Below are 26,085 nucleotides of genomic sequence, written 5' to 3'. Positions count from 1 at the left end.
CCGCGCCGCTCAGTACCGGTACTGCCAGAGCAGGTCGAGCATGCCCGAGGTCGTCTGGCGCGCGTCGACGCCCACCGTGCCGCGGAGCGTCCAGTGCTCGTCGAAGCGCCAGTCGACGGTGACCTCGGTCCGCGTGCCGGGCTCGCTCGCCGTCCCCCCGGGCTCCGGCCCGCCCGCACTCGTCGAGGAGCCCTGCAGCGCGCCTTCCTGGAAGGTGGCCTTCGCCGTCAGGTCGTCGTTCAGCCGGTAGATGAGGCTCGTCCGCAGCGTCCCGTCCGAGGTCGTCCCGAACCGCGCCGACAGCCCGCGCAGCGGCGCGATGCCGCTCAGCAGCGCGTTGAACTGCGCCGCCGCGAGCTCGCCGCCGACCGACGCGACCATGCGGCCCGCGGCCAGCCGCGCGGGCGTCTCGGCGCCCGTCGCCCGCGCGCCCTCGGAGAAATCGGCGCCGAACAGGAGCCGCGCGAGGATGTCCTGCTGCGAGCTCGGCGGGCTCGAGGTGAAGCGCAGCGTCCTCTCGGTGATGGGCCGGAGGTTGCCGTTGAAGGCGACGTGGATGCGCGTGCCGTCCGGCGCGTCCCAGTGCGCCGTGGCGTTCAGGTGCGGGTTCGAGGTGTCCTCCTCGCGCAGGCGCACGCGCCCGCCCTCGATCTCGAACACCTTGCCGTAGATCTCGAGCTCGCCCCGCGCGAGCTCGATGCCGCCTGACACCTCCACGTCCTCGCCGATCAGGACCCGCGGCGGCGCGTCCTCGGCGCTCCTCAGCTGCAGCCGGAGCCCGGCGCCGCTGACCGCCGCGTCGCGCACGTCGAACGTCATCGTGTAGCGGAGCGCGTCCGCCGCGCGCTTCTGCTTCTCCGGCCCGAGCGGGTGGGAGACGGAGATGTCGGGGTTGTCGCCGAGCGGCTGCACGTCGCGGCTGCTCGTCGCCGGCAGCGAGAGGCGGAGCCTCGGGACCGTCGCGTAAAGCGCGAGCTCGCCCGGCTTCTTCTCGGCGATGAACGACAGCGTCCCCGAGGCGGTCCCGAGCGGCACCCCCTCGAGCGTGAGCGGGAGCGCCTGGTCGTCGGCGACGGTCAGCGCCCCGGCCCCGTCGCGTAGCGCGAGCCCGTCGAGCCGGAACAGCGCCCAGCCCTGCGCTTGCCCGGTGGTGCCTGCCGCGCGGAGGCCCTCGATCCGGACGACGCCGCTGTCGGCCGTGACGCGGGCGGCCACGTCGCGCAGCTCCTGCCCGAGCTCGGGGATGTGCACGACCCCGTCCCGGACCTCCAGCTGGGCGCGGACGCTGCCCCCGTCGGCCCCGGACGCGCCGCCGAGCTCGACGTGCAGGTCGCCGTCCAGGGTGCCGTCGAGCTTGCTCAGCAACCCGCCGACCAGCGGCTGCAGCGCGGCGAGCCGGAAGCGCTCCGCCGAGATGGCGAGGTCGGTGCGCTCGCCGTCGGGGATCGGGAGGAAGCCGTCGCGGAAGCGCACGCTGGCGTAGGCGTTCGCCCGGAGCTTGCCGCCGCGCCGGCCCTCGAGCGCGAGCTCGGTGACGTGGAGGTCCCCGCGCCCCGTCCTGCGCCTGGGGTCGATCCGCAGCGAGAGCACGCCGCGCTCGAAGGCGAGATCGCTCCCGATCGTGACGCCCGGCAGCGTGAAGTGCGCCGTGAGCGCCGGCGCGACGTTGAGATCGCGCATCTCGATCTCGCCGCTCAGGTGCCCGCCGATGCCGTTGTCGCCGAGCAGCGGGATCTCGCCGAGCGGGACGTCGCGCAAGGTCGCGCGGAAGCGGCCGGTCCACGCCGGGGGCGGAGGCGCGCCCCTCAGCGCGCGCGCCGAGGGGTTCCCGAGCAGGCGGTCGAGCGGCGCGATCACCTCGGCGCGCACGGTCGCGATCTCGTCGGCGCCGCGCGTGACGTGCGCGTCCAGCGTGGCCTTCTCGCTGTCGTACGTGAGCCACGCGTCGAGGTCGGTGGGGAACAGGAGATCCGTCGCGCGCTTCGCGCCCGGTGGCACGTACGTGAAGCCCCACCAGAGGGTGCGCGCCGTCAGGGATGGACGCGCGAGGGTGCCGCTGGCGTAGGCGTCGATCCGAAGCTCGCCGGCGAGCGGCGGGAGCGCGTCGCGCACGAACGAGGGGAGGGTGGTGAGCTCGTCCATCGCGCGCCGCGGCAGCGAGACCTGCGCGGCGATGGGCGAGCGCAGGAGCGACGACCACCGGCCCGCGGGCGGCCCCGCGAGCGCCGCGAGATCGAGCTCGATCGAGCCGGAGGCGTCGGCGAGCAGCCCGCCGTCGTACAGGGTCAGCGCGGCGTCGGCCTTGCCGGTCGTCCCGTCGAGCGAGCCCTTGAGCTGCGCGTCGATGAAGCGCGACTCCCAGGCCGGGCGCTCGGCGCCCAGGCGGTGAGGCCCGGCGAGCGCGAGGCCCTGCGTCCGCACGAGCACGTCGTGCAGCGAGGGGAACGGCTCGCCGGGCGCGCGCGAGACCTGGAAGCGGGTCGTGAGCTTGCCGCGCACCTCGCTCACGATGTGCCCGATCGGCATGAGCTGCGCGAGGCACCCGAGGTCCCAGTCGTCCGCGGCGACCTCGGCCTGCCCGACCAGAGCGGCCCACGTCTCCGCGCGCAGGAGAGGCCCCTTCAGCGTGCCCTCGGCGCCGGACAAGCGCACGCTCGCGAGGGTGCCGGCGCACCGCGGCTGCGCGCCGTCCCTCGCGCCGTTCCTCGCGCCGTTCCCCGCCGGTCCTCCGGCCGCCTGCGGCGTCCTCGCGTCGAGGCGCACGAGCCCGTCGGCCTTGAGCTCGTCGCGCTCGAAGGTCGCCGTGAGCTGCGCCGAGACGCCGGACAGGAACGCGACCTCGCCGCCCGTGAGAGCGAGCCGCACGTGGCCCGAGCGCCCGGTCTCGCGGTCGTGGTCGAGCGCGACGTCGACGTTCGCGCGCCCGCGCACGCGGAGCGGGAGCCCGAGCATCCGCGCGAGGCGGCCGACGTCGATGTCCTTGCCCTGCAGGCGCCCGGTCACGTCGTCGCCGCGCACCGCGAGCTGACCGTTCAGCGAGCCGAGCTCGGCGGAGGAGAGCTCGATCCCCTCGACGGCGAGTCCGCGGGCCGAGGGGTGGATCGCCGCGATCTTCCCCGCGACCTCCGCGCCGTCGCGCTTCAGCTGGAGCTCGACGTCGCGGAGCGCGCCGGTGGCGGAGCTCAGCCGGGCGGAGGCGTTCAGGGTGTCGTCGCCGTCGGTGACCGTCGCGCGGAGCTTCGGCGCGGCGAGCGGGCCGGAGATCTGCGCCGTGACCTCGTCGAACGTGTGGCCGCCGGCGAGCGCCTCCTGGCCGGAGAGCGAGCCGCTCACCGTGAGCGCGTCGACCGGCCCGGAGAGCCGCCCCGCGAAGCGCGCGCTCGCGAGCGCGACGTCCGCACCGATCCGGAGCCCGGCGAACGCGCCCTCGACCCGCGCGTCGAGCGCCCCATCGCGCAGGCTCCCCTCGACGCGCACGCGGCCGGCGCCGTCGACGGGCCCGGCGAGGCGCGGCGCCGCGGCGATGGCCGGGATGTCGGCCGTCGCCGCGAAGCGGATACCCTGGCCGCCCGGCAGGAGCGAGACGGCGGCGTCGATCGGCGCGCCCGGCTCGTGGAGATGCGCGCGCACGTGGAGCTCGCCGCGGTCGAGCACGAGGTGGACGTCCGCCGCCGGCACCCGCTCCCCGAGCAGCTCGGTCGGCTCCGTCCGCGCCTCGACGGCGAGCCGGAGCTCGTCGCCGAGCTCGACGCGCACCCGGCCCTCGGCGGTGATCGAGGGCGCCGCATCCGTCGGCTTGTGGCCGCTCTCCGGCGCGGCCTTCACGGCGGCTGCTGTCCGTGCGAGCGCCACGCCTGTCCGGATGGGCGCCACGCCTGTCCGGATGGGCGCCACGCCTGTCCGGATGGGCGCCACGCCTGTCCGGATGGGCGCCACGCCTGTCCGGATGGGCGCCACGCCTGTCCGGTCGGGCGCTGCGCCGCGCTCGCCGCCCGCCGCCGCGGGCGAGAGGTGCACGCCGAAGACCCGCAGATCGATGTCGCGCGCCTGCACATCGGCGTCGAGCCGGACGGGCCCCGTCACGTCGAGCCGCCCCGCGAGGGCGACGCTGCCCCCCGCCGGACCGGGAGGGTCCGCCGAGAACGAGGCCGCGACGTCGAGCTGGGGGAGATGGCCGTTCAGCGAGACGCGCACGGCCACCGGCTCGGTGAGGGGGTGATCCGGCAGGAGGCTCCGGAGCTGCTCCGGCGTCGCGCGCGGGACGCTCGCGTGCGCCTCGAGGTGCTCCTCGTCGAGCACGGCCCGGGCGGTGACCTCGACGTCGGCGACCCGACCGGCGAAGCTGCTCCACATCCGGACCTTCTCGCCGGCGCGGAGGTGGTAGTTCGCCGTGCCCGCGGTCCTGGCGGGCAGGAAGGCGCGATCCACGAGGCCGGTCTGGTCCACGTCGAGCGCCACCCCCTCCGGGCCGATGTGCAACGACCCGACGAGCCGGCTGACGTCGGCGTCGAGCGCGCGCGGCGGCGCGAGCTGCCCGTGGACCCACCCGCGCCCGATCTCGATGCGCGAGAGCGCGATGACGACCTCGCGCGGCGGGGCCTCGGGCGCAGGCGAGGGCGGGCGGCTCGGCGGCAGCGGCGTGAACGTGTCGCCGAGGGTGACGCCGCCCGCGCCGCTGTCCTGGACCAGCACCTCCATCTGCTCGACCCGGATGTACGGGACCTCGATGCGGAGCGCGCCCGCCCCGAGGAGCGCGCCGCGGAGCATCGAGAGCACGTCGGCGCGCGCCTCGATGCCGCCCGCGCGGATCACCTTGTTCCCCCGCGGATCGAGCGCGACCGCGGAGCGGATCCGCACGCCGCTCAGGCTGAGCGCGTCGATCTCGTCGGCGACGATCCGCCCCTGGAAGAGGGAACCGAGCAGCCGGTTGGTGGCGTCCCGGGCGACGCGGCGCGCGGCGGGCGTGTCGAGGTGGAGCGCGACACCGACGGCCGCGGCGCCGGTGAACACCAGAGCCAGCCCGAGCGTCGTCGCCGCGGCGGACGCGGCGCGGCGCATGCGGCCCGGCGCGCGCGGCAGAGGGCGCCGCGGCTCTGGTGCGGGGGCGGGCGTCACGGAGGGTAGCTTAGTACGCAAGAGGCGCGGCGACCGCGCTGGCGCGCGAAGTGACACCAGGCGACGGAGGGCGGCTGTGACGCCGGCGCGATCCCCGCCGCGGCGCGTCCGCGCTGGATCCACGGGCTCCGCGGGGGACGCCGGCGCCGGGAGGTCGCGGCCTGCTCGTCGCCGGGCGGCGCGTCGCCCGTCATCGCGTCGCGCGCCGGCGCCGAGCGCTCAGCCGGCGAGCCGCTCGAGCTCCACGAAGAGCGCGCCGAGCTCCGGCTTCGATCGGAGCGGCGCGCAGAACCGGCTGGCCAGGTGGAGCAGCTCCGCGTCGAGCTGATCGGCCCTGCGCCCCATCTCGGCGATGCGCTCCTGGGACTCCCGGCGCCGCGCCTCGAGCTGCCGATCGAGCTCCTCGAGCCGCTCGCGCAGCTTCTTGATCTGCGCGTCCACCTCGGCCACCTCGTGCTCGCGGGCGATCGCCTCGCTCTCCGCCTCGTAATCCGCCTTCCGCGACGCGTACCAGCCCTCGACGAGCTCGGCCAGCCGGCGGTAGCCGGCGGCGAGCTCGAGGTAGGGCTCGGCGAACCCGCTCCGACCCTCCCAGCGCACGGCCTCCTTGTGCGCGCTCAGCACCGCCGGGATGAACGCCTGCGTCGCCGCGTTCAGCGGCGCCACCCTGGCGCGGAAGGAGCGCGCCTCGTCGCGCGTGAGCGAGGCGTCCACCGTGAGCGCGTCCATCGCCCGCCCGATCTGCAGCCGGCCGTCGCGCCACTCCTCGGCGACGCCCTCGAGGCGCCGCTGCTCGTCGAGCGCCCTCGAGCGGAGCTCGGCGTGCTCCCGCACGAGGCCGCGCAGCCCCTCGAGCTGCCGCTGGATGTCCGCCGGCGCGGACGCGCCGAACGCGCGGGCCGTCATCTTCTCGAACAGATCGAGCCGGTTGACCCAGGGATCGCGCCCGGTGCCGCGCGACCGCACGGCCGAGTCGCGCGGCATCGCCTCGGGCGGCGGGGGGAGCGCGATCCGGTTCGCCGCCGCGATCTCCTCGAGCTCCGCGAGCACGCGGTACGCGTCGACGGGGCGCTCCGAGGGCGCCTTCGCCATCAGGGCGCTGACCAGCCGGTCGAGCGCGTCGGGCATCTCGGGGGCGAGATCCTTGAGGGCCGGCGGTTGCTCGTTCATGTGCTTCAGGATCCAGCTCGCCGGATCGGGCGCGTCGAACGGCAGCCGCTGCGTGATCATCTCGAACATGATGACCCCGAGCGAGTAGAGGTCGGCCGGGGGGCCCGCGTCGATCGTCGTGCTGCGCTCGGGCGCCATGTACTGCGGCGTGCCGAAGATCTCGCCGAGGTTCGTGAGCCGCGCGTCCTGCGCGCACCGGGCGATGCCGAAGTCGAGCAGCTTCACCCAGTCGCCCTTCAGCAGGAACACGTTCTCGGGCTTGAGATCGCGGTGCACGACGTCGAAGTCGTGGGCTCGGCCGAGGGCGCGCGCCATCTGCACCCAGATGGGCAGCGCCCGCGCGAGCGGCACCCGGCTGCGCTCCACGACGTCGGCGAGGCTCGTCCCCTGGAGCAGCTCCATCACGAGGAAGGGCAGCCCCTCGTCGGTGTCGCCCTGATCGAAGATCTCGATGATGTTCGGGTGCGCGAGCCGCTGCGCGTGCCGCGCCTCGCGCCGGAAGCGCTCCCGCGTCGTCGTGTCCTGCGCGAACTCGCGGCTCAGGATCTTGATGGCGCACGGCGTCCCGATGAGCTTGTTGTAGGCCCGGTAGACCGTGGCCATCCCGCCGATCCCGAGCGCCTGCTCGATGACGTACCGGCCCGCGATCGACATCCCGATGCGGGGATCCTTCTCGGAGACGAGCGACGAGCCGTCGATGAAGCAGAAGGCGCTGTCGGCCGGATAACGCTGATGGCACTGCGGGCAGGTCTTCATGGCGGGCACGTCGGCTGCAAGGCTACACTCTACGAGGGGCCACTCTCGAGGGTCAACGCTCGGCGCGCGCCTCGACGCTTTGTTGGCTTGCGCTGCTGCGTGGTAGTTCGCGGGCGCCGCTCGCCTGGCGCGTCCAGCGGTGCTTACGCTCCGCCGCTCTGCTCGTTGCGCTTCTGGTGTTTCTTGCGCGTCTTGCGCGTCTTGCGCGTCTTGCGCCTCCGGTGCTCCTTGCGCACGTGGCGTGATTCCTGCGACGTCGGACGGTGCTGCACGACATGCCGCGCACGGGCTCGCCGCGTTATGTTCTCGCAACGTCATGGACGAGGTCCCCTTGCGCGCGGTGGTGATCGGTTCGGGTGTCGGCGGCGCTGCCGCGGCGCTCCTCCTGGCGCACGCCGGTATCCCGACCCTCCTCGCCGAGAAGGGGCGCCGTCTGGGCGGCTCCGCTGCGGCTTACGAGAGGGACAGCTTCCGTGTCGATACAGGCACGCACATGCTCTGCCGCGGCGAGGAGGGCCCCCTCGGCGATGTGCTCCGCCGCGTGGGTCAGGGTGACGCGATCGCCTTCCGGCAGAGCAGCGAGCCCGCCGCGCTCAGCTTCGCGGGCCCCGCGCGCGGCGGCCGCGACGCTGAGCGCGGCGGCCGCGTTGTCTTGCCGGCGGATCACCGGCGGCTGGCCGCGTCCGCGCTGGAGCTCGCGCGCGCCCTCGAGCTCACGCCCCTGGAGGCCGCGCGCGCCGCGCGCCTCCTCGCGCACGCGACGGCGATGCGCGACGTGGATCTGGCCGCGTGCGATGACGTGACGGCCGAGGCGTACGCGGCCCGCTTCCTCCCCCGCACCGCGGCCGCAGCGCGGCTCGGCGGGCTGCTCGGCCTGCCGCTGCTGCTTCCCGGATCCGAGGCGTCGGCCGGCGAGGCGCTCTTCTCCTTGCGCCGGCTCGCCCGCTCCGGACGGCAGAGCTACCCCGAGGGCGGCGCGGCTCGGGTCCCCGACGTCTTCTGCCGTCTGGCCCGCGAGCACGGCGCCGTCGTGCGGACGGACACGACCGTGCGCCGCGTGCTGGTGCAGGCTCGGCGTGTGCGCGGCGTGGAGCTCGAGGACGGGACGACGCTGCCTGCGCGCGTCGTGGTGAGCACGGCCGGCCTCCTGCCCACCGTCGCGGGCCTCGTGGGCGAGCCGCACTTCCCGGAGGCGTACGTGGCGCGCGCCCGCGCGCTGACGCCGCAGCCGAGGCAGGCCCAGGTGAAGATCGGGCTGCGCAGGCGGCTCGTCGCGGCGGGCGCCCTCGCCGGCCTCGGCGGCGGCGGCGGCGACGGCGCGCCAGCGTTGCCGTTCTACTGCCTCGCGCCGACGCGCTTCGATCCGTCGCTCGCGCCGCCCGGGCATGAGCTCCTCTGCGCGTGCGCCGTCTCCGGCGCGAGCGGCGGCGCCTCGCCCGGCGCGCCCGCCGCGACGGCCGACGAGCTCCTGCGCGCGCTCGCCGGCGCGGTGCCCGGCCTGCTCTCCGCGGCGCTCTTCGTCGACGGCGTCGACGGCTCGCCCGGGAACGGGCGCGGGGAAGCGCGCGTCCCGGGCGGCGAGCTCGCCGCGGGGACGGCGCAGACGCCTGGCCAGGTCGGACGCGCGCGGCCGGCGGTGCACACGCCCGTGCGAGGGCTCTACCTCGCGGGGCGCGCCGCCGGCGGACGGGGCGCGGGCATGGAGCTCGCCGCCTCGAGCGCGATGGAGTGCGTCGACCGCATCCTCGTCGACCTGGGCCGCGATCTCGGCGTGCCCGCGCCTCCTGCGCTGAGCGACATCGCCGGCGATCTGCTCGGGCGCGCTGCGGCCTCCACCGTGTCGTGGATCACGCGCCCCCGCGGATAGGCGCCGCCGTCCGACGAGCTACAGCGTTCGCCGGACAGCGCCGCAGAGGCCCCCGCGCTTCAGCGCGTCGTCGTGCCCCCCCGGTTGCCGAGCGCGAGCGCGTCGAGCGGCAGCTTCTGATCCTCGAACACGGCGTCGAGCTCCTCGCTGCCCCGCTCCCGTACGCCCGAGCGCGGCGACAGCTCGGGGCGAACCGAGGACGGCGGGGCCAGGCGCGCCGACAGCGGACCCATCGTCCGGATCGACGGCGGGGGCTCGGTGCCCGGGAGCCGGCCGGGCGGGGTGGAGCGGACCGAGGGGGGCGAGGTCGCCATGCCGCGCATGGAGGGCGGGCTCGGCAGGCTCCGCGTGGAGGGAGGCGGCCCCGCCTGCGCGCTCGACGGCGGCATCGGCGTCGGCCGCCGCGCCGCCGGGCCTCCCGGCAGCGCGCGCGACGACGGCGGCGACGCGTTCGGCTGGGCGCGCATCGAAGGGGGCGGGCTCGACCGCAGCTCCGCGCGCACCGAGGCGGCCGCCGCGCGCGTGGACGGGGGCGGGACCGACAGCGGGGCGCCGGCGGCGACCGCCGGATGGGCCGGCGGGAGGCCCGAGAGCGGGCGCGAGGCGGGCGGTGGAACCGAGCGGGGTACGCCCGTGGCGTACGCGCTCGGCTGCGCGGAGCGCACCGAGGGCGGGGAGCGGAACGACGGCGGCGCGCTGGACGGAGGCACCGGGGTGAGCGGGCGGCTCGGCAGCGGCAGCCGGACCGAGGGCGGGGAGCCGGCGCGCGACGACGGCGGCGGCATCGTGCTGTGGCTCGGCGACGACTCGCGGTGACGCTGCGCGAGCCGGGGATCGGCGCTCGCGCCCGGCCTCGGCGCCGCGCGCGGGTCCGCGCCCTTCGCGCCGACGGCCTCGCTGAGCTGCGCGCCGATCAGCGTGTAGCGCCCGCTGCCCTCGTCGCGCCGCCCCGCGTTCATCTCGCGCGTCTCGCGCGTCTCGCGCAGCGCGCCGCTCAGCATCGCCTCCAGCTCTCGCTCGCTGACCTCCTCGTCGAGCCGCAGCAGCGTCGAGCGGACGTCGCGGGCGAGCGCGTCGAACTCGGCCGGCTCCATCGCGTAGACGCTGTTGGACAGGATGATCGCGAGCGGCCGCCGCTCGGCGGCGATCGTCGCGGCGGTGGCCGCGTCGCAGCGGTGCAGCAGCACCCCGCAGCCCGGCGCCACCGTGAGGCACAGGCTGAAGAGCGCCGGCCACGCCGGATCAAGGACCACAAGAATGCTGGGTACATGAAGCGGGGTTGCAGTGATCTGCGCGCGGCGGTCCATAGCAACCTGAGGATAACTGAAGCTGACGGCTTGATCGTAGTTCTCTTTCACGGAGTCGGTCATTTTTGCTCTGCTTGTGCGTGCTGCGATGTGGCCAAAGGCGTAGATCTCCTACAGCTGATTGCCTGTGCGCCGTTCGTCGCGGGTTCAGTGCTGCATCATTCCGCTGCTGCCGCGTGACGGTGCCGCGGCGTTGCGGCGCCGCCGCGTCATGGCGCCGCCGCGTCATGGGCGCCGCCGCGTCAGGGCGTCGTCGCGAGGCCGCTCGCCTGCTGGTCCGCCCGCTGAGCCGGCTCCTGCGCTGGGCGGGCGCGGCGGCGCCGGTGGTGCGGTGGGCGCTCCGGGCTCGGTGGTCGCCGAGCGACGACGTCGTGCGACGTTCGCGCTGCGCGCCGCCGCCTCGCCCGGCGCCGCGGCCGTCACAGCCCGGTGTAGATGGTGGCGAAGGAGGCCGCCTCGCCGCGGAGCAGCAGGCTGAGCCGCGGGTTCGGCACCTTGAAGGTGTGAATCTTGGCGTTCCGCACGTCGAGCACCGCGAAGGCGCCGCCCGGCGTGCTCTCGGCGAGGCCGTTCATCAGGAGGTTCAGCACGACCGACACCCGCTTGGACGACAGGGGCTCCCCGCGGAAATACATCTTGATCACGTGCGGCGTCCCATCGATGAGGAGCCCGAGCTCCGGATTGACGTTGATCTCGAGATCGCCGAGGCGGTACGTCGACGCCGGCGGCTCGAACCACGTCATCTTCGTCGAGGCGAGGAACTTGCGGTATCCATTCACCACCGACGGGTAGATGCGGCGGCGCCGCTCGTCGTGCTGGGCGGCGAGGAAGCCGTCGAGCACGCTGGTGGGCTTTCCGCTCCTGTGCATGTCGACGATCGCCTCGCGGACCTGCCTGTAAAAGTCCGTGTGGAGCTCATCCTTCCGCTCCTTGAACTCCCTGACGCCGGTCAGCTTGGGCGTCCCGGCCTTGAGAACGAAGTCGACAAAGTACGTGAGCGAGATCTTTTCCATGAAGTCTCCTCCAAAACGAAGCATTCCGGCGCGCGCTTTACGCGCGTTTCCGCGCGTCGTGCGAGAGACACGTCGTCGCGCCGTGTTTTTGATGTCTACCATGGATAGCCACCTTCGACCCGTCCGGAAAGGGATCGATCGGACGGACATTGTCCCAACCTGTCAGGGTCGGACGGCGGGGCCTCTTGCGCATGAAAATGTAACAATTACGTATGGTTGCATGCGCGGCGCGAATGCCGGCTCGCCCGCCCGCGCTCGGTTCGGCTAGGCTCTGCGGGAGCCATGACGACAGGAGGCGCGCGCCGCGATGGTAATCGACAGAATCCAGCTGTTGCACCGGGGGCTTTCCTGTGGAGAACGCCTGTGGAGAACTGGAGTCCTCGGGACGCTCTCCACGCGTGGACGCGGTCGGACGTGGTCTGTCACATCCAGGCGCGCCTTGGCGCTTGACGCTGACCGCGGGCGAGGGATCGCGCCGGAGGCCGCCGGCGGATCGGGCGGATCGGTGGAGACGCGCCGTCGTGGCGAGGTGGGTCGATGATGAACCTCCGGTCCGAGCGGGCGGGGGACGAGGCCGGGATCCGCGCCGTGCACATCGCCGCGTTTCCTTCGGCGCTCGAGGCGGAGCTCGTGGGCAGGCTACGGGACGCGGGGCGCTCCACGGTCTCGCTGGTCGCGGAGATGGAGAGTGCCATCGTCGGACATGTCCTGTTCAGCCCCGTGACGATCGCCGGCGACGGCGCGCCCGGCGGGGGCCTCGGCCTCGCGCCGCTCGCGGTGCTGCCGGAGCTCCATGGCCGCGGCGTGGGCTCCGCGCTGGCGCGACGAGGGCTCGCGGCGTGCAGGGACGCCGGCCATGCGTTCGCCGTCGTGCTCGGCGAGCCGGGGTACTACGCCCGGTTCGGGTTCAAGAAGGCCAGCCTGTACGGCCTCGGCAACGAGTACGCGGTCGACGAGGCGTTCATGGCGATGGAGCTCGCCGAGCGCGCGCTGCAGCGCGCCCGGGGCGTCGTGATCTACAGCCCCGAGTTCGACCTCTTCAAGACCTGACCTCCCGCCATCCCCGGAAGGACGCCGGCCCGCCTCGCGGCGCTGTGTCGAGGGCGGGCGGGGCCGTCTCAGGGGGGCGCGGCGGCCCTGTCGGGCGCGCTCGCCGAGCGGCGCCACGCGGCGACCGCGTCGAGGCCGTGCTCGCCGAAGCGAGGCACGTAATCCCGCTCGATGGCACGCTCGAGGATCTCGCCGTATCGGGCCACCGGCATCAGGCCCCAGGCGCGGTCGTCGTCCGAGATCGCCGCGCGCCGCGCGCCGCCGGGAGGCATGTAGCTCCTGCGCAGCCGCGTAAACATGGCGTGGAGCTCGCGGTCGACGAGCTGCCTCACCGCCGGCGCGCACGGCAGCTCGAGCAGGTGGCTGAGCAGCGTCCAGCCGAAGTCGCGGTGCCGCACCTCGTCGCGCAGGATGCGATCGAGCGCCCGGCGCGCGACAGGGACGGTGCACCCCTCGCGGAGCACCTTGAAGAGCGGGACAGCGACCGTCTCTCCGAGACAGAACACCTCGACGCCCGCCCGGGCGACAGCCATCTCGAGCGGATCGTCGCCGCTGCTCTTCAGGCCGAGGGTCTCGCGGCGCAGCGCCGGCAAGGCCCCGCCGCCCGCGAGGGCGTGGACGCGATGGCTCAGGCGCGCGTGCGCGAGCTCGTCCTTGACGATGCGCAGGCCGTCGTCGATGAGATCCGGCGACGCGCCCATCTGGATGAGCCAGAGCGTGAGGTGCTGTGTGATCGCCGCCGAGCGGTACTCGGCCTCGACGCGCCGCCCCCACTCGGCGCGCACCGCGTCGCTCGCGGGGGGGAGGGGAGCGCGAGCGACGGGCGATGGCTGCTCGAGCGGCGCCTGCTCCGCGGCCGCGGTGCCGTCTTGCTTTGCGTCGGGGGCGTCCGTCATGGGGTCACGCTAGGCGCGGGGTCTGGGAGCGGCAAGACGGGAGGCGGAGCGCGCCGCCGCGGAGGAGCTCACCCCTTCGGGGCGGTCGCCCCCGGGGTGGTCGCCGCGGAGGGCGGCGCGCAGACGTTCTTTGTCGACCCGCACGCGGCGCAGGTCACCCCGCCCGGAGACGAGGCGACGCAGGGGTTGACGACGACCTCCTGGCAGAGCGTTCCGGCCGGACACGACGCGTCGGCCTCGCACGGCAGGCTCGGGAAGCAGCCCTCCGCGGACAGCGCCGGGGTCCCTGAGCCCTCTGCGCAGCCTGGCACGAGCCACTGACATGCCGGTCCCAGGCCCGCGCACTCGTTCGCGGTGCCGGCCGTGAGGCACAGGTCCGGCGGCGGCGGGTTGCAGAAGATCTCGTGCACCTGCCAGCGCCAGGTGTCGTCTTTCAGGACGCACGCCGCGTCGATCGGCATCGGACCGCAGCCGGTCATCATCTCGTAGCCGCAGGTCCCGCTCCCGCCGTCGCACGGAGCCCCGTTGGCCGGCTTCTCCTCGGGGCACACCGGCGGCGGCGGCGGGTTGCAGGAGACCGCGACCGTCACGGACCACGCGCCGTCCTCGCCGCAGGTCACGATGGTCGGCTCCGGGCAATCGGGGGGGCTGGCATAGGCGCAGCTCGCCCCGAGCTGCCAGCACGCGCTGCCGGTCGCCGGCAGGTCGTCCGGGCACTCCGGCGGCGGCGGCGGGTTGCAGGCGGCCTCGTCGGGGCACTCCGGCGGCGGCGGCGGGTTGCAGGACATCTCGGCCTCCACCTGCCACGCCCCGTCCACGCACCCGTACTCGATGGGGTGGTCGCAGGAGTCGAGATAGTCGCAGGACAGGGCGTCCGCGTCGCAGCTCGAGCCCCTTTCCGGAATCACCTCGGGACAGCCGCCGCCCTGCACGGTGGGGAGGCATCCCGGCAGGGCCACGGCGCCCGCGAGCGAGGCCGCCGCGGCGACGGTCACGATGAAGGGAGCCCGGAGCACCTTGCGCTTTTTCTGAATGGCCATGACTCGCTAAGTCCTTTCTGCGGCACAACATGGCGCAAGATCTCGTCCTTGCGCGCTCTGCGGCTGGAGCAAGCAAGCGAGGGGCCAGGCCGAGCGGCTGGCGGTGATCGAGCGCGCCCGGCGAGCGCTTCCCCCGGATCACCGGGGCGGGGCGGTGGCCTCGGGCGGCGGAGCCGGCGGGACCGGGCCGCGCGAGATCGTCTCGCGCGTCGCCACGTCGGCGATCATCAGCGTGAGCAGCAGGCCGAGGAGGAGGGCCGACACGATCATGGGCAGGGCGTTCGCGAAGCGCTGCTCGATGAGGTGCATGAAGAAGAGGAGCACGAGCACCGTCTTCGCCATGGCGATGAGCAGCGCCGCGACGACGTCGGCCCGGCCGAGGTGGGCCAGCGAGAGGAGGTACGAGGCCAGCGTGAGCGCCATCAGGACGAGCCAGACGATCACGTAGGTCCGCGAGGAGAGGTGCTTGACGATCATGAGCGCCACATGCCGTTATCGGTGCATCAGGTAGAGCATCGGCCAGAGGAAGATCCAGATCACGTCGACGAGGTGCCAGTAGAGCCCGCCGAGCTCGACGTGCGTCTCGTTGCCCGCGCCGTACCGGCGCCGGAAGCACCCCCACGCGAGCCAGCCGAGGACCACGAGCCCCGCCGTGACGTGGATGGCGTGGAGCCCGGTCGTCAGGTAATAGAGCGTGAAGAACATCTTCGCGCCCGGCTGCGGGAGCGCCTCGAAGCGGTAGGCGGCGCCGGGGAAGATGCCCTCGTGGAAGTGGTGCGTGTACTCGACGCCCTTCAGCGCGAGGAAGGCGAGGCCGAGCGCGATGGCGCCGAGCAGGAGGCGACCGGCCCTCACCGGCTGAGCGAGGCGCACGGCATAGACGCTCAGCGCGACGAGGAGGCTGCTCGTCAGGAGGATCGCCGTGTTCGCCGTGCCGATGGTGGCGTTGTTGTGCGCGACGCCGGCGGTGAAGTCGGCGCCGAAGACCGTGCGGTAGGCGGCATACAGGGCGAAGAGCCCGCCGAAGAGGAGGATCTCGCTGGCGAGGAAGATCCACATCCCGAAGTGCGCGGCGTGGGTCTGCTTCTCGAGATCCTCGAACTGCATGGCGAGCCGCGCCGGGGCGAGCGGCTCAGCGGGCGGTTGAGATTCGGGCATGGGCCTCCTCGTCGGTCAGGTGGTAGTCGTACGGGCCGCGCTCGATGATCGGGGTCACAGGGAAGTTGTGCGCCGGTGGGATGGGCGGCGTCTCCCACTCGTAGCTGCGGGACCTCCATGGATTGGCCGTAGCGCGCGGCCCCCAGCGCAGGGCGATGAGGAGGTTCACCAGCGAGAGCACGAGCGCGCCCGCGAGCAGGTAGGCGCCGCCGGTCGAGAGGACGTTCAGCCACTGGTACTCCTGCGGGTAGCTGTAATAACGGCGCGGCATCCCGGCGTTGCCCAGCAAGAACTGCGGGAGGAACGTCAGGATGAACCCCAGAAACATGCCGAATGAGCTGAGCATCCCCATCGGCTCGGAGTACATGCGGCCGAACATCTTGGGGAACCAGTAGTGCGCGGCCGCGAGGAACGCGGTGACCGTGCCGCCCACCATGATGAAATGGAAATGGGCCACGACGAAGTAGGTGTCGTGCCAGTGGACGTCGAGCGACTGCGTCGCGACGGCGACGCCGGTCATGCCGCCGAAGACGAAGAGGAACAGAAACCAGAAGAAATAGAGCATCGGGGTGTTGAAATAGATGGCCCCCTTCTGCAGCGTGGCCACCCAGGTGAAGACCTTGATGGCGGAGAAGATCGCGACGAACATCGAGAGCGCGCCGAAGATCCCGGCGTCGAGCTCGCTCATCCCGGCCACGAACATGTGGTGTCCCCAGCCGGTGAACCCGATGAAGGCGATGCCGAGCGACGAGATGGCGATCGCCCAGTAGGACGCCGGGTGCCGCTGCGAGAAGGTGCAGACAACTTCGCTGATGACCCCGAGCGCCGGGAGCACCATGATGTAGACGGCCGGGTGGGAGTAGAACCAGAACAGGTGCTGGAACAGCACGGGATCTCCGCCCAGCGTCGGGTCGAAGATGCCGAAATGATAGATGTGGTCCAGCCCGACGAGCAGGATCGTCAGGCCGAGGACGGGCGTCGCGAGCAGGATGATGATGCTCGTGCTGTAGATGGCCCACGTGAAGAGCGGCAGGCGGCCCCAGCCGATCCCTCTGGCGCGCATCGTGTGCGTCGTGGCGATGAAGTTCACCGCCGTCATCATCGACGAGATGCCGAGGATGAAGATGCCGATCACGACCGGCATGACGGCCGTGGGCGTGGTCGTGCTGTACGGCGGGTAGAACGTCCACCCGGTGTCCGCGCCCCCGAAGATCGCCGCCGCCAGCGTGACCACGCCGCCGATCGCGTAGAAGTAGAGGCTCGCCAGGTTGAGGCGCGGGAAGGCGAGGTCCTTCGCGCCGATCTGGAGCGGGAGGACGAAGTTCCCGAAGATGTTCGGGATCGACGGGATCATGAAGAGCCAGACCATGACCACGCCGTGGAGCGTGAACATGCGGTTGTAGGTCGACGCGTCGATCACGGTGGGCCCGGGGGTCAGGAGCTCTGTCCGGAGGACGAGCGCGAAGGCGCCGCCGAGCATGAGCATCGGCACCACGAGCGCGTAGAACATGAGCCCGATGCGCTTGTGATCGGTCGTGAGCAGCCACGACCGCACGCCGACGCCGGCGCGGAGGTAATCGAGCTCGTGCGAGCCGTGAGCGGGCGCTGTCCCCTCGATCTCATGGGCCATCATCGCGTCATCCCTCCCGGCGCGGGGGCGCCGCCCCCGCTGACTCCGCCGTCCCACGGCACCACGGCACCCCGGGGCACGTCGCGGATCGATTTGATGAGCTCGATCATCGCGGCGATGTCGGGCGGCGTGATCTGCCCCAGATACGACGGCATGACCGGCGAGAAGCCGCGGTGCATGACGGCGAGCGGATCCATGATCGACTCGGTGATGTAGGCCTCGTCGGCGATGCGCTCGCCGCCGTCCTCGAGCGGCACGACGGCGCGGTAGAGCCCGGCCCAGGTGGGGCCGACGTGCGGCGTGCCGTCGAGGGTGTGGCAGCGGAGGCAGCCGTGCCGCGCGGCGGCGCGCTCGCCGCGGACGGGCATCGCCGGCTCCGCCGCGGCGAGCTCGGCGTCGTCGGCGGCCGCCTGCGCGAACCCCGGGGTGCTCGCCGCGCCGCCCGCGAGCCAGCGCTCGTAGTCGTCCGGCTCGAGCGCGATCACCTGGCCGCGCATCTCCGAGTGGCTCGTGCCGCAGTACTCGGTGCAGAGGATGGGGTACGCGCCGGGCGCGGTCGCCTCGAACCAGGCCGTTGTATACCGGCCCGGGAGGACGTCCTGCTTGATGCGGAACGCGGGCACGAAGAAGCTGTGGATGACGTCGCGCGACGTCATGACGAGCCTCACCGGCCTGCGCGCAGGGACGTAGAGCACCGAGATCATGCTCTCTCCCTCCGGCGTGCTGAACTTCCACATCCACTGCTTGGCCGTGACATAGACGTCGAGCGCGTCGTCCGGCGGCGTGCGCAGGTCGACGAACTGGCGCGTGCCGATGTTCCAGAAGGTGAGGAACACGAAGCCGAGGCCGAAGAGCCCCGCCGTCTCCAGGAGGAGCGCCGGCCGCGCGAGGACCCCGGCGTACGGCCGCGAGGTGTCCTGGACCCGCCGGCGATAACGGATGAGGAAATACCCGCCGATCAGCGTGATCAGGGCGGCGCCGCCCATCGTCACGAGGATGACGAAGTAGTGCAGCCCGTCGATCTCGCGGGCCAGCGAGGAGCGCTGCTCGGGCAGGAAGAGCAGCTGGCGCAGGAGCTCGTTCATCGCGCGCCCTCCCGCCGCCTGCGCCGCCACCCTTGCCACCCGAAGAAGGCGAGCAGCGTGGCGACCCAGGTCAGGATGGCGGCCGCGCCGATCCGCAGGAAGCCGGCCACGTAAGGGCCGTAGCGGCGGCTCGCGGGGTCGTAGCGATAACACGTCATGAGGACGCGATCGAAGGAGGTGCCGACCTGCCCGCGGCTGGCCTCGAGGAGCGCGAGCCGGAGGTCGAGGGCGGAGAACTCGATGCCATAGAGATAGCGGGAGATGCGGCCCTCCGGCGTGAGCACGAAGACCGCCGCGGGGTGCGCGTACTGCTCGGTCCGCGGGTCGTACGCGAACCGGAAGCCGAGATCGCCGGCGAGCGCGCGGATCTCGGGCAGGTCGCCGGTGAGGAACGGCCAGGTCTCCCGCTCCGGCGCGCCCGCCATGCCCAGCGCCGACAGGGCGGCGCCGCGCTTCCGCGCCGCGGACTCCTGGGTATCCCGCGGATCGAAGCTCACCGTGACGGCGCGGTACTGGTCGCCGAGCCGGTAATCGAGCTTCGCCATGCCGGCGACGAGGCCGCGCAGCACGAGGCCGCAGAGCGTCGGGCAGCGGTAATAGGCGAGGACGACGAGGACCGGCCGCCGCCCGTCGAAGTGCTCGGCGAGCGGCGCGCGCCGCCCGTCCATGTCCGTGAACTGGAGCGCCTTGTCGACCGCGCCCCCGAGGCGCTCCTCGATGTCGGCCTCGCGCGCGGCGGGCGGGAGCGACGGCGGATCCGCGGCGGCGGCGAGCGGCGCGCCCGTGAACACGAGCGAGAGGAGCGCGGCGGCGGACACGGGGTGCATCCTCATCAGCGGCTCTCCTCGACGACGAGGTTCATCGCGTCCTCGATCGGGATCTGCACGATCCCGCGGCCCTGATCGGCCCAGCCGAAGCGGCCGAGCTCCTCGCGCTTCCTGCGGTTCAGCATCGTGCCGAGCCCCTCCTCGCCGACGGCCCGGCGCTGGAAGAGCCGCTGATCCACCCCGGCCACCACGCCGCGCGGCGTGAAGCCCTCCCGGGCGCGCTCCAGGGTCCTGCCCGCGGGGCGGAGCTCCGCCTCGCGCTCGCGCAGGATCATCCTCGACCAGATGCCCAGGATGAAGAAGATCACGACGACGGCGAACGCGACGGCGAGGATCCCCCGCCAGGGGAGGAGATCCTCTTCCTGGCGTACGTCGGGACGGCGGTAGTGGGACGTCATAGGCTCTCGTATCGGAAGGCGGCCGGCAGGGCCGGGTCGTTGATGGGGGCGAGCGGCTTGCCGCGCAGGCGCAGCGCGGTGAACGCGACGCACGGGCCGACCACGGCGAGGAGCGCCGCGAGATCGAGCCAGTGGAGCGGCGCGCGCGCGCCGGGGGCCTCGGGCACGACGAGCCAGTGCATGTCGAGGTAATGCGCGACGACGATCCAGAGGGCGACGGCCGACAGCCAGGCTGGCCGCCGCTTGATCCCGTAATTGAGCAGGATCGCGAACGGGATCACGAACCGCGCGAGCACGAGGACGAGGGTCGCGGTCCCCCACGCGCCGTGCGAGCGGAGCAGGTAGAACTCCACCTCTTCGGGCTTGTTCGCGATCCAGATCAGCATGAACTGGAAGAAGGCGGCGTAGGCCCAGAAGATGGTGAACGCGAGCAGCAGCCGGCCGAGGGCGTAGTAGTGCGACGTGCGGAGCCCGGGCAGGAACCCGGCGCGCTCGGCGGCGAACGCGAGCACCGTGAGCAGCGCTATCGCCGCGACGAAGCCGCCGGCGAACACGTAGACAGGGAACATCGTCGAGACCCACGTCGGCGCGAGGGACATGAGCCAGTCGAACGAGGCGAACGAGAGCGTGAGCGCGACGAGCGGGAGGCCGGCGATGCTGATCGTGCGGAGCCGCCCGCTGCTCGCGAGCGCCGGGCTCGCGTCGCCCCGGAGCGAGCCGCGCCGGAGCAGCGCGCCGAAGGCGAGCCACACGGCGAAGTAGACCCCCGTCCTGATGAGGAAGAAGGGGAGGTTCAGGTAGGGTTGCTTGTGGACCACCACCGCCCGGACGTGCTCGTCGTCGATCGACTCGGGGTGGAGCCACTCGCCGTACAGCGCGTCCAGCCCGAACAGGAGCGGGATGAACAGGACGGCGAGCAGCGGCAAAGCCCCGACGATCGCCTCGGCGAGGCGGCGGACGGCCACTGGCCACGTCGCGCTCATGGCGTGGCAGATCATGAGAAAGAGGAGCGCGCCGACCACCGTGGTCACGGCGTAGGTGTACGCCGCGAGGTACGCGTAGAAGAGCCGCTCGCGGTCCACGAACGCGCCGACGACGAGCAGCGCGGCGCCGACGAGCGCGAGGCCGACGGACCGCGTCACGATCGCGCGGCCGCCCCGGTAGACCGGGATACGAAACGTCACGGGAGCTCCTTCCGGGCGCGCTCGCGGAGGGGTGGAGGGAGCGCGTCGAGCGCGGCGGCGCGGCTCCTCCCGAGCGCCTTCACATAGGCCACGATCGCCCAGCGCTCGCGGAGCGGGATGTTCGCCTCGTAAGAGCGCATGAGCCCGTAGCCCTCGACGATGACCTGGTAGACGCGGCCCGGCGGGAACGCCTGCACGCGCGGGTCGACGAGCGACGGCGGGCGGCGCTGCGTCATGTTGCGCGCGACCTCCGACTCGCCGTCTCCGGCGATCCCGTGGCAGGCGGCGCAGAAGATCTCGTAACGCCCCTGGCCGTACCGGAGCAGCTCGATCGTCACCGGGACCGGGACGCGCGCCACGTACGCTCCGCCCGCGGCGCCCGTGACACCCCGCGTGAGCCCGGGATCGCCGGTCACGCGGTCGTTCGGCACGGTGCCCTCGGGCGGGCGGCGCATGACCGCGCCGTCGTGGAAGATCTCCGATGCCTGGTAGGGGACGTAGCGCGCCTGGCGGAGCATGCGCTCGAGGTCCAGCGCGTCGGCGTCCCCGGGCTCGCGATCGCTCGGGGCCGCCGGGGTGCACGACAGGCAGACCGCCGCGGCCAGGCAGGAGAGCGGGAGGAGGCGGCCGTGCTTCATGTGCGCTCCTCCCCGGCCCAGGCGACGGCGAGCGCGCCGAGGTCGGTGAGGTCGCGCTCGGCGAGGGGGCTGATGAGCGCCGGGTCGCGGGCGTCGATGCCTATCCAGAATCGATCGATGGTGGCGCGCTCGAAGCCCGGGACGTCGAAGATCGGACTCCAGAGCTCGGGCAGCCGCATGAGGACGAGCAGCGCGACGAACCCCGCGAGGGCGGACGCGAGCACCGTCATCTCGAAGGTGATCGGCACGAACGCGGGGGCCGCGTGCTGCGGCCGGCCGCCGACGTTGAGGGGATAGTCGTACGCGTTGTTGTACCACTGGACGAGGTAGCCTCCGGCGGCGCCCGCCAGCGCGAACGGCAGGACGATCCAGTTGAGCGGCGAGCGGCGCAGGCCGAGCGCCTCGTCAACGCCGTGCACCGGGTACGGCGTGAACGCGTCGAGCCTGCGGTACCCGCGGCTCCTGAGCTCCGTGATCGCCCGGAGCATCGCCTCCGGCGTCTCGAACTCGGCGAGCAGACCTCTTCGCATCAGTGCTCCTCCTTGCCGAGCTCGCGATTCAGCTCCTTGACCTCGGCCACCGGGATGAACGGCAAGAGGCGCAGGAAGATCAGGAAGAGGAACAGGAAGAAGCAGAATGTCCCGGCGAACATCGAGAGATCGACCCACGTCGGGCTGTAGGCGTGCCACCCCGACGGGATGAACTCGCGTTGCAGCGACAGGACGATGATCACGAACCGCTCGGACCACATACCGACGTTCACGAGGATCGAGATGATCCAGAGCAAGACCATGTTGCTCCGGACCCGCGAGAACCAGAGCAGCTGCGGGACGGCGACGTTGCAGATCATCTGCGCCCAGAAGACGGAGGCGTTCGGTCCGCTCGGGCGCGCGACGAAGAACTGGTAGATCTCGTACTCCGAGCCGCTGTACCAGGCGGCGAAGAACTCGATGATGTACGAGTAGATGACGATCCAGGCCGTGACGAGCGTCAGCTTGCTGAGGTTGTCGAGGTGCCGCTGGGTGACGACGCTCTTCAGATGGAAGATCCGGCGCGCCGGGATGAGGAGCGTCAGCACCATCGCGAAGCCGGAGAAGATGGCGCCGGCGACGAAGAACGGGGGAAAAATGGTCGAGTGCCAGCCCGGGACGAGCGCTATCGCGAAGTCGCTGCTCACGATCGAGTGCACCGAGAGCACGAGCGGCGTCGCGAGACCGGCGAGGAGCCCGTAGAGGAGGCGGTAATGGCGGTAGCCTTGCGCGGAGCCGCGCCAGCCGAGCGACAGGATCCCGTAGATCACCCGCCGGCGGCGATCGGGGGCCCGGTCGCGGAGGGACGCGAAGTCGGGGACGAGCCCGACGTACCAGAACACGAGAGAGACCGTGAAGTACGTGAAGATGGCCGCCGCGTCCCAGGGCAGCGCGCTCTTGAACTGAGGCCAGACCCTCAGCGTGGAAGGGTAGGGGATGAGCCAGTACGCGAACCACGGCCGCCCGAGGTGCAGGAGCGGGTAGAGGCCCGCCTGGACGACCGCGAAGAGGGTCATCGCCTCGGCGAACCGGTTGATGCTCGTGCGCCAGCGTTGTTCGAAGAGGAGCAGGATCGCCGAGATGAACGTCCCGGCGTGCCCGATGCCGATCCAGAACACGAAGTTGATGATCCCGAACGCCCAGCCGACCGGGATGTTGTTGCCCCAGACGCCGATCCCGCTCGTGATGGTGTAGGTGACGGCCATCGCGAGCACGAGCGTCCCTGCGCCGGTGAGCGCGAACGCCACCCACCAGAGCCGCGATCGCGGCTTCCAGACGACGGACAGCAGCTCTTCCGAGAGGGCCTCGTCGGTGGGCCGCCCGAGGATGAGGGGTTGTGTCACGGCTCGTCGAGCTCCGGGTTCCTGTTGTCGATGCGCGCGAGGTACATCGTCCTCGGCCGGGTCCCCTGGTCGTGCAGCACCACATAGCTCCGCGGCTCGCTCCGCCACGCGACCATCGGCGTCTCCTCGTGATCGAGCGACCCGAACTGGATCGCCCGCGTGGGACAGGCCTGCTGGCAGGCGGTGACGACCTCCCCCGGGCGGATCCCGCGCTGCTCGACGCGTGCCGCGATCTCCGCGCGGCGGATCCGCTGGACGCAGTACGTGCACTTCTCCATGACGCCGCGCTCCCGCACGGTCACGTCGGGGTTGCGCTGGAGCTTCGCGAGCCCGGTGTTGTAGGCGTGGAGCTCGGTATAATCGAACCAGTTGAAGCGGCGGACCTTGTAGGGGCAGTTGTTCGAGCAGAACCGCGTCCCGACGCATCGGTTGTAGGTCATCTCGTTGAGGCCGTCGGGGCTGTGCGTCGTCGCGTTGACGGGGCACACGTACTCACACGGCGCCTTCTCGCAGTGCTGGCACAGCATGGGCTGGTGGACGACGCCCGGGTCGCGCGCGTCGCCCGCGTAATAGGTGTCGATGCGGAGCCAGTGCATCTCGCGGCTGTTCAGGACCTCGTCCTTGCCCACCACGAGGACGTTGTTCTCCGCCTGGCACGCGACGACGCACGCGCTGCAGCCGGTGCAGATCGTGAGATCGATCGTCATGGCCCATTGCCCGAGCGGCGCCCCGGGGGCGGGCACCTCGGGCAGGAGCGACGGCAGCGGCCCTTTGAGCGCCTCCGTGAAGCCGGGGTGCTCGCGGTAGACGGCGAGCGGGACCGAGAGCGCGATCGGGCGCCCCTGCAGGCGAAAGTGCGTCTGCGTCAGGGCGAGCCGGTGCTTCTGATCCGGCCGCTTCCGCACCGAGACGCCCGCCGCGAAGAACGGCGCGTCCGCGGTGCGGAGCCGGTACGCGTCGGTCCCCACCCCGGCGGCGATCGACTCGGCGCCGCTCCGCCCATAGCCGAGCGAGAGCGACACCGTCCCGTCGGCGTGCCCCGGCGCGACGAGGACCGGTATCGAGATCGTTCGCCCCCCGAGGACGAGATCGACAACGTCCTCGCTCTCGACGCCGAGCGCCCTGGCCGTCTCCGGGCTGAGCAGCGCGGCGTTGTCCCAGGTGAGCTTGGTGATGGGATCGGGCAGCTCGAGCAGCCACGGGTTGTTGGCGAACCGGCCGTCATAGACGTTCGAGTCGGTCGAGAAGGCGACCTCGATGGCCTCCGCCGGCGCCGGGACCGCCGCGGCGAGCTGCCCGAGCGCCGCGATCACCCCGTCGACCCGCAGCGCGGCGCTCTCGCGCGGGGCCGCGGTGCCCTCGACGAGCCCGCGCCGGAGCGCCTCCTCCCAGAACGCCTCGAAATCGGCGCCGCCCCGCCGCGCCGTCCAGGCGTCGCGCAGGAGCTCGCGCGCGCCCCGGCGCGGCTCGCCGGCGAACACCGCGAGCACCTCGGAGGCGGTCCTGCCGTTGAAGAGCGGCTCGATGAGCGGCTGGACCAGCGAGATCGTGCCGTCGTAGGCGCGGGCGTCTCCCCAGGCCTCGAGCTCGTGCGCGGCGGGCACGAACCAGTCGCAGGCGGCCGCGGTCTCGTCCTCGTAGAGCCCGAGATAGACGCGGTTCGGGACGGCGCGGAGCAGCGACGCGAGCTCGAGATCCGCGGGGGCCGTATAGGCCACGTTGTTCTCGAGGATCACCACCGTATCGACGCCGCCGCGCCGGATCTCGTCGGCGAGCGCGGCGAGCTCCTGCTCCGCGGCGCCGGCCGAGATCAAGGTCGCCCCGGTGACCCACGCCGCGCGGTCGTTGCGGAGCGCCGTGTTCATGACGTGCGCGAGCGCGTGGACCGAGGGCGGCTGTCGCTCCCCCACGACGACGACGCTCGACGCGGCGCCGCGCGCGAGGTCGCGCGCGAGCGCCCGGACGAACGGCCTCTCCTCCTCGCGCACGTGCGCCCGCAGCGGCTCGAGCGCGCCGAGCGTCTGAGGTGGGACGGCCCCGGGGCGCGCGCCCTGCGCGAGGAGCAGCTCCGCCGCGATCGCCGCGGCGAGCGCCGGCATCTCGCTCGGGCGCTTGCGCAGGCGGTGATCGGCCATGCTCCCGGTCGGGCTCAGCCCGGGCTCGACGACGTAGAGACGGTTCATGGTGCCCGTCGGCGAGCCGAGGCGCCGGCGCTCCGAGAACTGGCGCGCATACGGCACGCTGAACGGCATCGACGCGAGGAAGTCGGCGTCGAGCGCGAGGATGACGTCCGCCGTCCGGAAGTCGTACTGCGCCTGGAGCGGCGCGCCGAAGGCGAGCTCGGCCCCGCGCGCCGGGTGCGAGGACCGGGCGGGCGCGTAGAACGTGAACCGCGCGGCCGGATGGCGCGCCTGGATGCGGCCGATGAGGTCGAGGACGAGCGGGGAGCCGGTCGGCCGGAGGACGAACCGCAGCCCGGCGCCGCGGTCGCTCCGCTCGCCCCCGAGCTGCTCGACGAACGCCTGCCACGTCGCCGGGGCGGCGCCGCGCCGCGCCGCGCGCGCCCGGTGCTGATCGTAGAGGCCGAGCACCGACGCCTGCTCGTAGACGCCGGTCGAGCCGAGGCTCGCCGGGTGCTCCGGGTTGCCCTCGACCTTCGTCGGCCGCCCCTCGTGGTTCTCGACGAGGATGCCTGTGGCGAACCCGTCGAGCTCCAGGCTTGTGGCGTAGTACCGGAGGACGCCCGGCGTCACCTCCGGCGGCGTCGTCACATAGGGGACGATCCTGTCCGCGGGCCTCGAGTTGCACCCGGAGACGCCTGCGAGCGCCATGCTCGCGCCGAGGAGCTTGAGCCAGCCCCGCCGGCTCACCGCGCCCGGGCCGCCCTCGCCTCCGGGGAGCTCCCGCGCGGCGGCCTCGCGGAGCTCCGGCGACTCGAGGAGCTCCGCGAGGCCGCGCCAGTACGCCTTGCCCGTCTTGCCGTCGAGCGCCGCGCTCCAGGGGGTCTGTCTCTGATCAGCCATCATCCCTCTTCAGGTCATCGGTGGATCGGCGCCGCCGCCTCGACCGCTCTCCGCG

The 26,085-nt window shown here is 72.7% G+C and carries 19 protein-coding genes; 2 read left to right on the top strand and 17 right to left on the bottom strand.

What is annotated here, in order from left to right; translation table 11 throughout:
- Positions 1–9 precede the first annotated feature (9 nt).
- Both WME75_RS24080 and WME75_RS24075 read right to left on the bottom strand, forming a co-directional pair.
- Positions 10–5,058, bottom strand: coding sequence for a translocation/assembly module TamB domain-containing protein (locus WME75_RS24080; RefSeq protein WP_437475712.1), 5,049 nt, complete (start codon positions 5,056–5,058; stop codon positions 10–12).
- Positions 5,059–5,334: 276 nt separating this feature from the next.
- Positions 5,335–7,041 (bottom strand): protein kinase domain-containing protein, encoded by a 1,707-nt coding sequence (locus WME75_RS24075; protein ID WP_437475710.1) that lies wholly within the window; start codon positions 7,039–7,041, stop codon positions 5,335–5,337.
- A 316-nt stretch (positions 7,042–7,357) separates the two neighbouring features.
- On the opposite strand from WME75_RS24075, the gene WME75_RS24070 reads away from it, so the two are divergent.
- Positions 7,358–8,908 (top strand): phytoene desaturase family protein, encoded by a 1,551-nt coding sequence (locus tag WME75_RS24070; RefSeq protein WP_437475708.1) that lies wholly within the window; start codon positions 7,358–7,360, stop codon positions 8,906–8,908.
- A 59-nt stretch (positions 8,909–8,967) separates the two neighbouring features.
- Here WME75_RS24070 and WME75_RS24065 read toward each other — a convergent pair whose 3' ends face one another.
- Positions 8,968–10,161 carry a hypothetical protein gene (locus WME75_RS24065; RefSeq protein ID WP_437475706.1) on the bottom strand — a complete coding sequence of 398 codons (1,194 nt, stop codon included), beginning with the start codon at positions 10,159–10,161 and terminating at the stop codon, positions 8,968–8,970.
- A gap of 473 nt (positions 10,162–10,634) precedes the next feature.
- Positions 10,635–11,228: a hypothetical protein gene (locus WME75_RS24060; protein WP_437475705.1), complete on the bottom strand. Its 594-nt coding sequence runs from the start codon at positions 11,226–11,228 to the stop codon at positions 10,635–10,637.
- 537 nt (positions 11,229–11,765) lie between these two features.
- Between WME75_RS24060 and WME75_RS24055 the strand changes: the two genes are divergently transcribed.
- A complete protein-coding gene (locus WME75_RS24055) occupies positions 11,766–12,278 on the top strand; it encodes a GNAT family N-acetyltransferase (protein ID WP_437475703.1) in 513 nt (170 codons plus the stop codon).
- A 68-nt stretch (positions 12,279–12,346) separates the two neighbouring features.
- On the opposite strand, the gene WME75_RS24050 is transcribed toward WME75_RS24055, so the two are convergent.
- The 13 genes from WME75_RS24050 to WME75_RS23990 all read right to left on the bottom strand — a co-directional run bounded on the left by WME75_RS24050 (position 12,347) and on the right by WME75_RS23990 (position 26,030).
- Complete coding sequence (locus tag WME75_RS24050) at positions 12,347–13,174, bottom strand: ferritin-like domain-containing protein (protein ID WP_437475702.1); 828 nt, start codon at positions 13,172–13,174, stop codon at positions 12,347–12,349.
- Between the two features lie 68 nt (positions 13,175–13,242).
- Positions 13,243–14,214 carry a hypothetical protein gene (locus WME75_RS24045; protein WP_437475700.1) on the bottom strand — a complete coding sequence of 324 codons (972 nt, stop codon included), beginning with the start codon at positions 14,212–14,214 and terminating at the stop codon, positions 13,243–13,245.
- A gap of 138 nt (positions 14,215–14,352) precedes the next feature.
- On the bottom strand, positions 14,353–14,691 hold the full coding sequence (locus WME75_RS24040) for a cytochrome C oxidase subunit IV family protein (protein WP_437475698.1): 339 nt from the start codon (positions 14,689–14,691) through the stop codon (positions 14,353–14,355).
- A 15-nt stretch (positions 14,692–14,706) separates the two neighbouring features.
- Positions 14,707–15,372: a cytochrome c oxidase subunit 3 gene (locus WME75_RS24035; protein WP_437475696.1), complete on the bottom strand. Its 666-nt coding sequence runs from the start codon at positions 15,370–15,372 to the stop codon at positions 14,707–14,709.
- Positions 15,347–17,005 carry a cytochrome c oxidase subunit I gene (locus WME75_RS24030; RefSeq protein WP_437475695.1) on the bottom strand — a complete coding sequence of 553 codons (1,659 nt, stop codon included), beginning with the start codon at positions 17,003–17,005 and terminating at the stop codon, positions 15,347–15,349. Before WME75_RS24030 ends, WME75_RS24035 begins: the two co-directional genes overlap by 26 nt.
- Positions 17,002–18,087: a cytochrome c oxidase subunit II gene (gene coxB / locus WME75_RS24025; RefSeq protein ID WP_437475693.1), complete on the bottom strand. Its 1,086-nt coding sequence runs from the start codon at positions 18,085–18,087 to the stop codon at positions 17,002–17,004. Before coxB ends, WME75_RS24030 begins: the two co-directional genes overlap by 4 nt.
- On the bottom strand, positions 18,084–18,920 hold the full coding sequence (locus tag WME75_RS24020; RefSeq protein ID WP_437475691.1) for an SCO family protein: 837 nt from the start codon (positions 18,918–18,920) through the stop codon (positions 18,084–18,086). The genes coxB and WME75_RS24020 overlap by 4 nt, the downstream gene beginning before the upstream one ends.
- The gene (locus WME75_RS24015) at positions 18,920–19,312 is read right to left on the bottom strand and encodes a hypothetical protein (protein WP_437475689.1); all 393 of its coding nucleotides are present in this window, start codon (positions 19,310–19,312) and stop codon (positions 18,920–18,922) included. The genes WME75_RS24020 and WME75_RS24015 overlap by 1 nt, the downstream gene beginning before the upstream one ends.
- The gene (locus WME75_RS24010; RefSeq protein ID WP_437475687.1) at positions 19,309–20,496 is read right to left on the bottom strand and encodes a hypothetical protein; all 1,188 of its coding nucleotides are present in this window, start codon (positions 20,494–20,496) and stop codon (positions 19,309–19,311) included. The genes WME75_RS24015 and WME75_RS24010 overlap by 4 nt, the downstream gene beginning before the upstream one ends.
- Positions 20,493–21,134, bottom strand: a complete 642-nt coding sequence (locus tag WME75_RS24005) for a c-type cytochrome (RefSeq protein WP_437475685.1) — start codon at positions 21,132–21,134, stop codon at positions 20,493–20,495. Before WME75_RS24005 ends, WME75_RS24010 begins: the two co-directional genes overlap by 4 nt.
- Positions 21,131–21,664 (bottom strand): DUF3341 domain-containing protein, encoded by a 534-nt coding sequence (locus WME75_RS24000; protein WP_437475684.1) that lies wholly within the window; start codon positions 21,662–21,664, stop codon positions 21,131–21,133. Before WME75_RS24000 ends, WME75_RS24005 begins: the two co-directional genes overlap by 4 nt.
- Entirely contained in the window at positions 21,664–23,007 is a 1,344-nt protein-coding gene (gene nrfD, locus WME75_RS23995; RefSeq protein WP_437475682.1) for an NrfD/PsrC family molybdoenzyme membrane anchor subunit, read from the bottom strand. Before nrfD ends, WME75_RS24000 begins: the two co-directional genes overlap by 1 nt.
- Positions 23,004–26,030 carry a TAT-variant-translocated molybdopterin oxidoreductase gene (locus tag WME75_RS23990; protein WP_437475680.1) on the bottom strand — a complete coding sequence of 1,009 codons (3,027 nt, stop codon included), beginning with the start codon at positions 26,028–26,030 and terminating at the stop codon, positions 23,004–23,006. Before WME75_RS23990 ends, nrfD begins: the two co-directional genes overlap by 4 nt.
- Positions 26,031–26,085: the final 55 nt, after the last annotated feature.

The organism is Sorangium sp. So ce1014 (assembly GCF_051521505.1).
GTDB lineage: Bacteria > Myxococcota_A > Polyangia > Polyangiales > Polyangiaceae > Sorangium.
This window is presented reverse-complemented; position numbering and strand designations above follow the sequence as displayed.

Excerpts from the sequence above, each read along its gene's own strand:
- WME75_RS24080 (WP_437475712.1), bottom strand. The coding sequence starts at position 5,058 with ATGCGCCGCGCCGCGTCCGCCGCGGCGACGACGCTCGGGCTGGCTCTG.
- WME75_RS24075 (WP_437475710.1), bottom strand. The coding sequence starts at position 7,041 with ATGAAGACCTGCCCGCAGTGCCATCAGCGTTATCCGGCCGACAGCGCC.
- WME75_RS24070 (WP_437475708.1), top strand. The coding sequence starts at position 7,358 with ATGGACGAGGTCCCCTTGCGCGCGGTGGTGATCGGTTCGGGTGTCGGC.
- WME75_RS24060 (WP_437475705.1), bottom strand. The coding sequence starts at position 11,228 with ATGGAAAAGATCTCGCTCACGTACTTTGTCGACTTCGTTCTCAAGGCC.
- WME75_RS24055 (WP_437475703.1), top strand. The coding sequence starts at position 11,766 with ATGATGAACCTCCGGTCCGAGCGGGCGGGGGACGAGGCCGGGATCCGC.
- WME75_RS24050 (WP_437475702.1), bottom strand. The coding sequence starts at position 13,174 with ATGACGGACGCCCCCGACGCAAAGCAAGACGGCACCGCGGCCGCGGAG.
- WME75_RS24045 (WP_437475700.1), bottom strand. The coding sequence starts at position 14,214 with ATGGCCATTCAGAAAAAGCGCAAGGTGCTCCGGGCTCCCTTCATCGTG.
- WME75_RS24040 (WP_437475698.1), bottom strand. The coding sequence starts at position 14,691 with ATGATCGTCAAGCACCTCTCCTCGCGGACCTACGTGATCGTCTGGCTC.
- WME75_RS24035 (WP_437475696.1), bottom strand. The coding sequence starts at position 15,372 with ATGCCCGAATCTCAACCGCCCGCTGAGCCGCTCGCCCCGGCGCGGCTC.
- WME75_RS24030 (WP_437475695.1), bottom strand. The coding sequence starts at position 17,005 with ATGATGGCCCATGAGATCGAGGGGACAGCGCCCGCTCACGGCTCGCAC.
- coxB (WP_437475693.1), bottom strand. The coding sequence starts at position 18,087 with ATGAACGAGCTCCTGCGCCAGCTGCTCTTCCTGCCCGAGCAGCGCTCC.
- WME75_RS24020 (WP_437475691.1), bottom strand. The coding sequence starts at position 18,920 with ATGAGGATGCACCCCGTGTCCGCCGCCGCGCTCCTCTCGCTCGTGTTC.
- WME75_RS24015 (WP_437475689.1), bottom strand. The coding sequence starts at position 19,312 with ATGACGTCCCACTACCGCCGTCCCGACGTACGCCAGGAAGAGGATCTC.
- WME75_RS24005 (WP_437475685.1), bottom strand. The coding sequence starts at position 21,134 with ATGAAGCACGGCCGCCTCCTCCCGCTCTCCTGCCTGGCCGCGGCGGTC.
- WME75_RS24000 (WP_437475684.1), bottom strand. The coding sequence starts at position 21,664 with ATGCGAAGAGGTCTGCTCGCCGAGTTCGAGACGCCGGAGGCGATGCTC.
- WME75_RS23990 (WP_437475680.1), bottom strand. The coding sequence starts at position 26,030 with ATGGCTGATCAGAGACAGACCCCCTGGAGCGCGGCGCTCGACGGCAAG.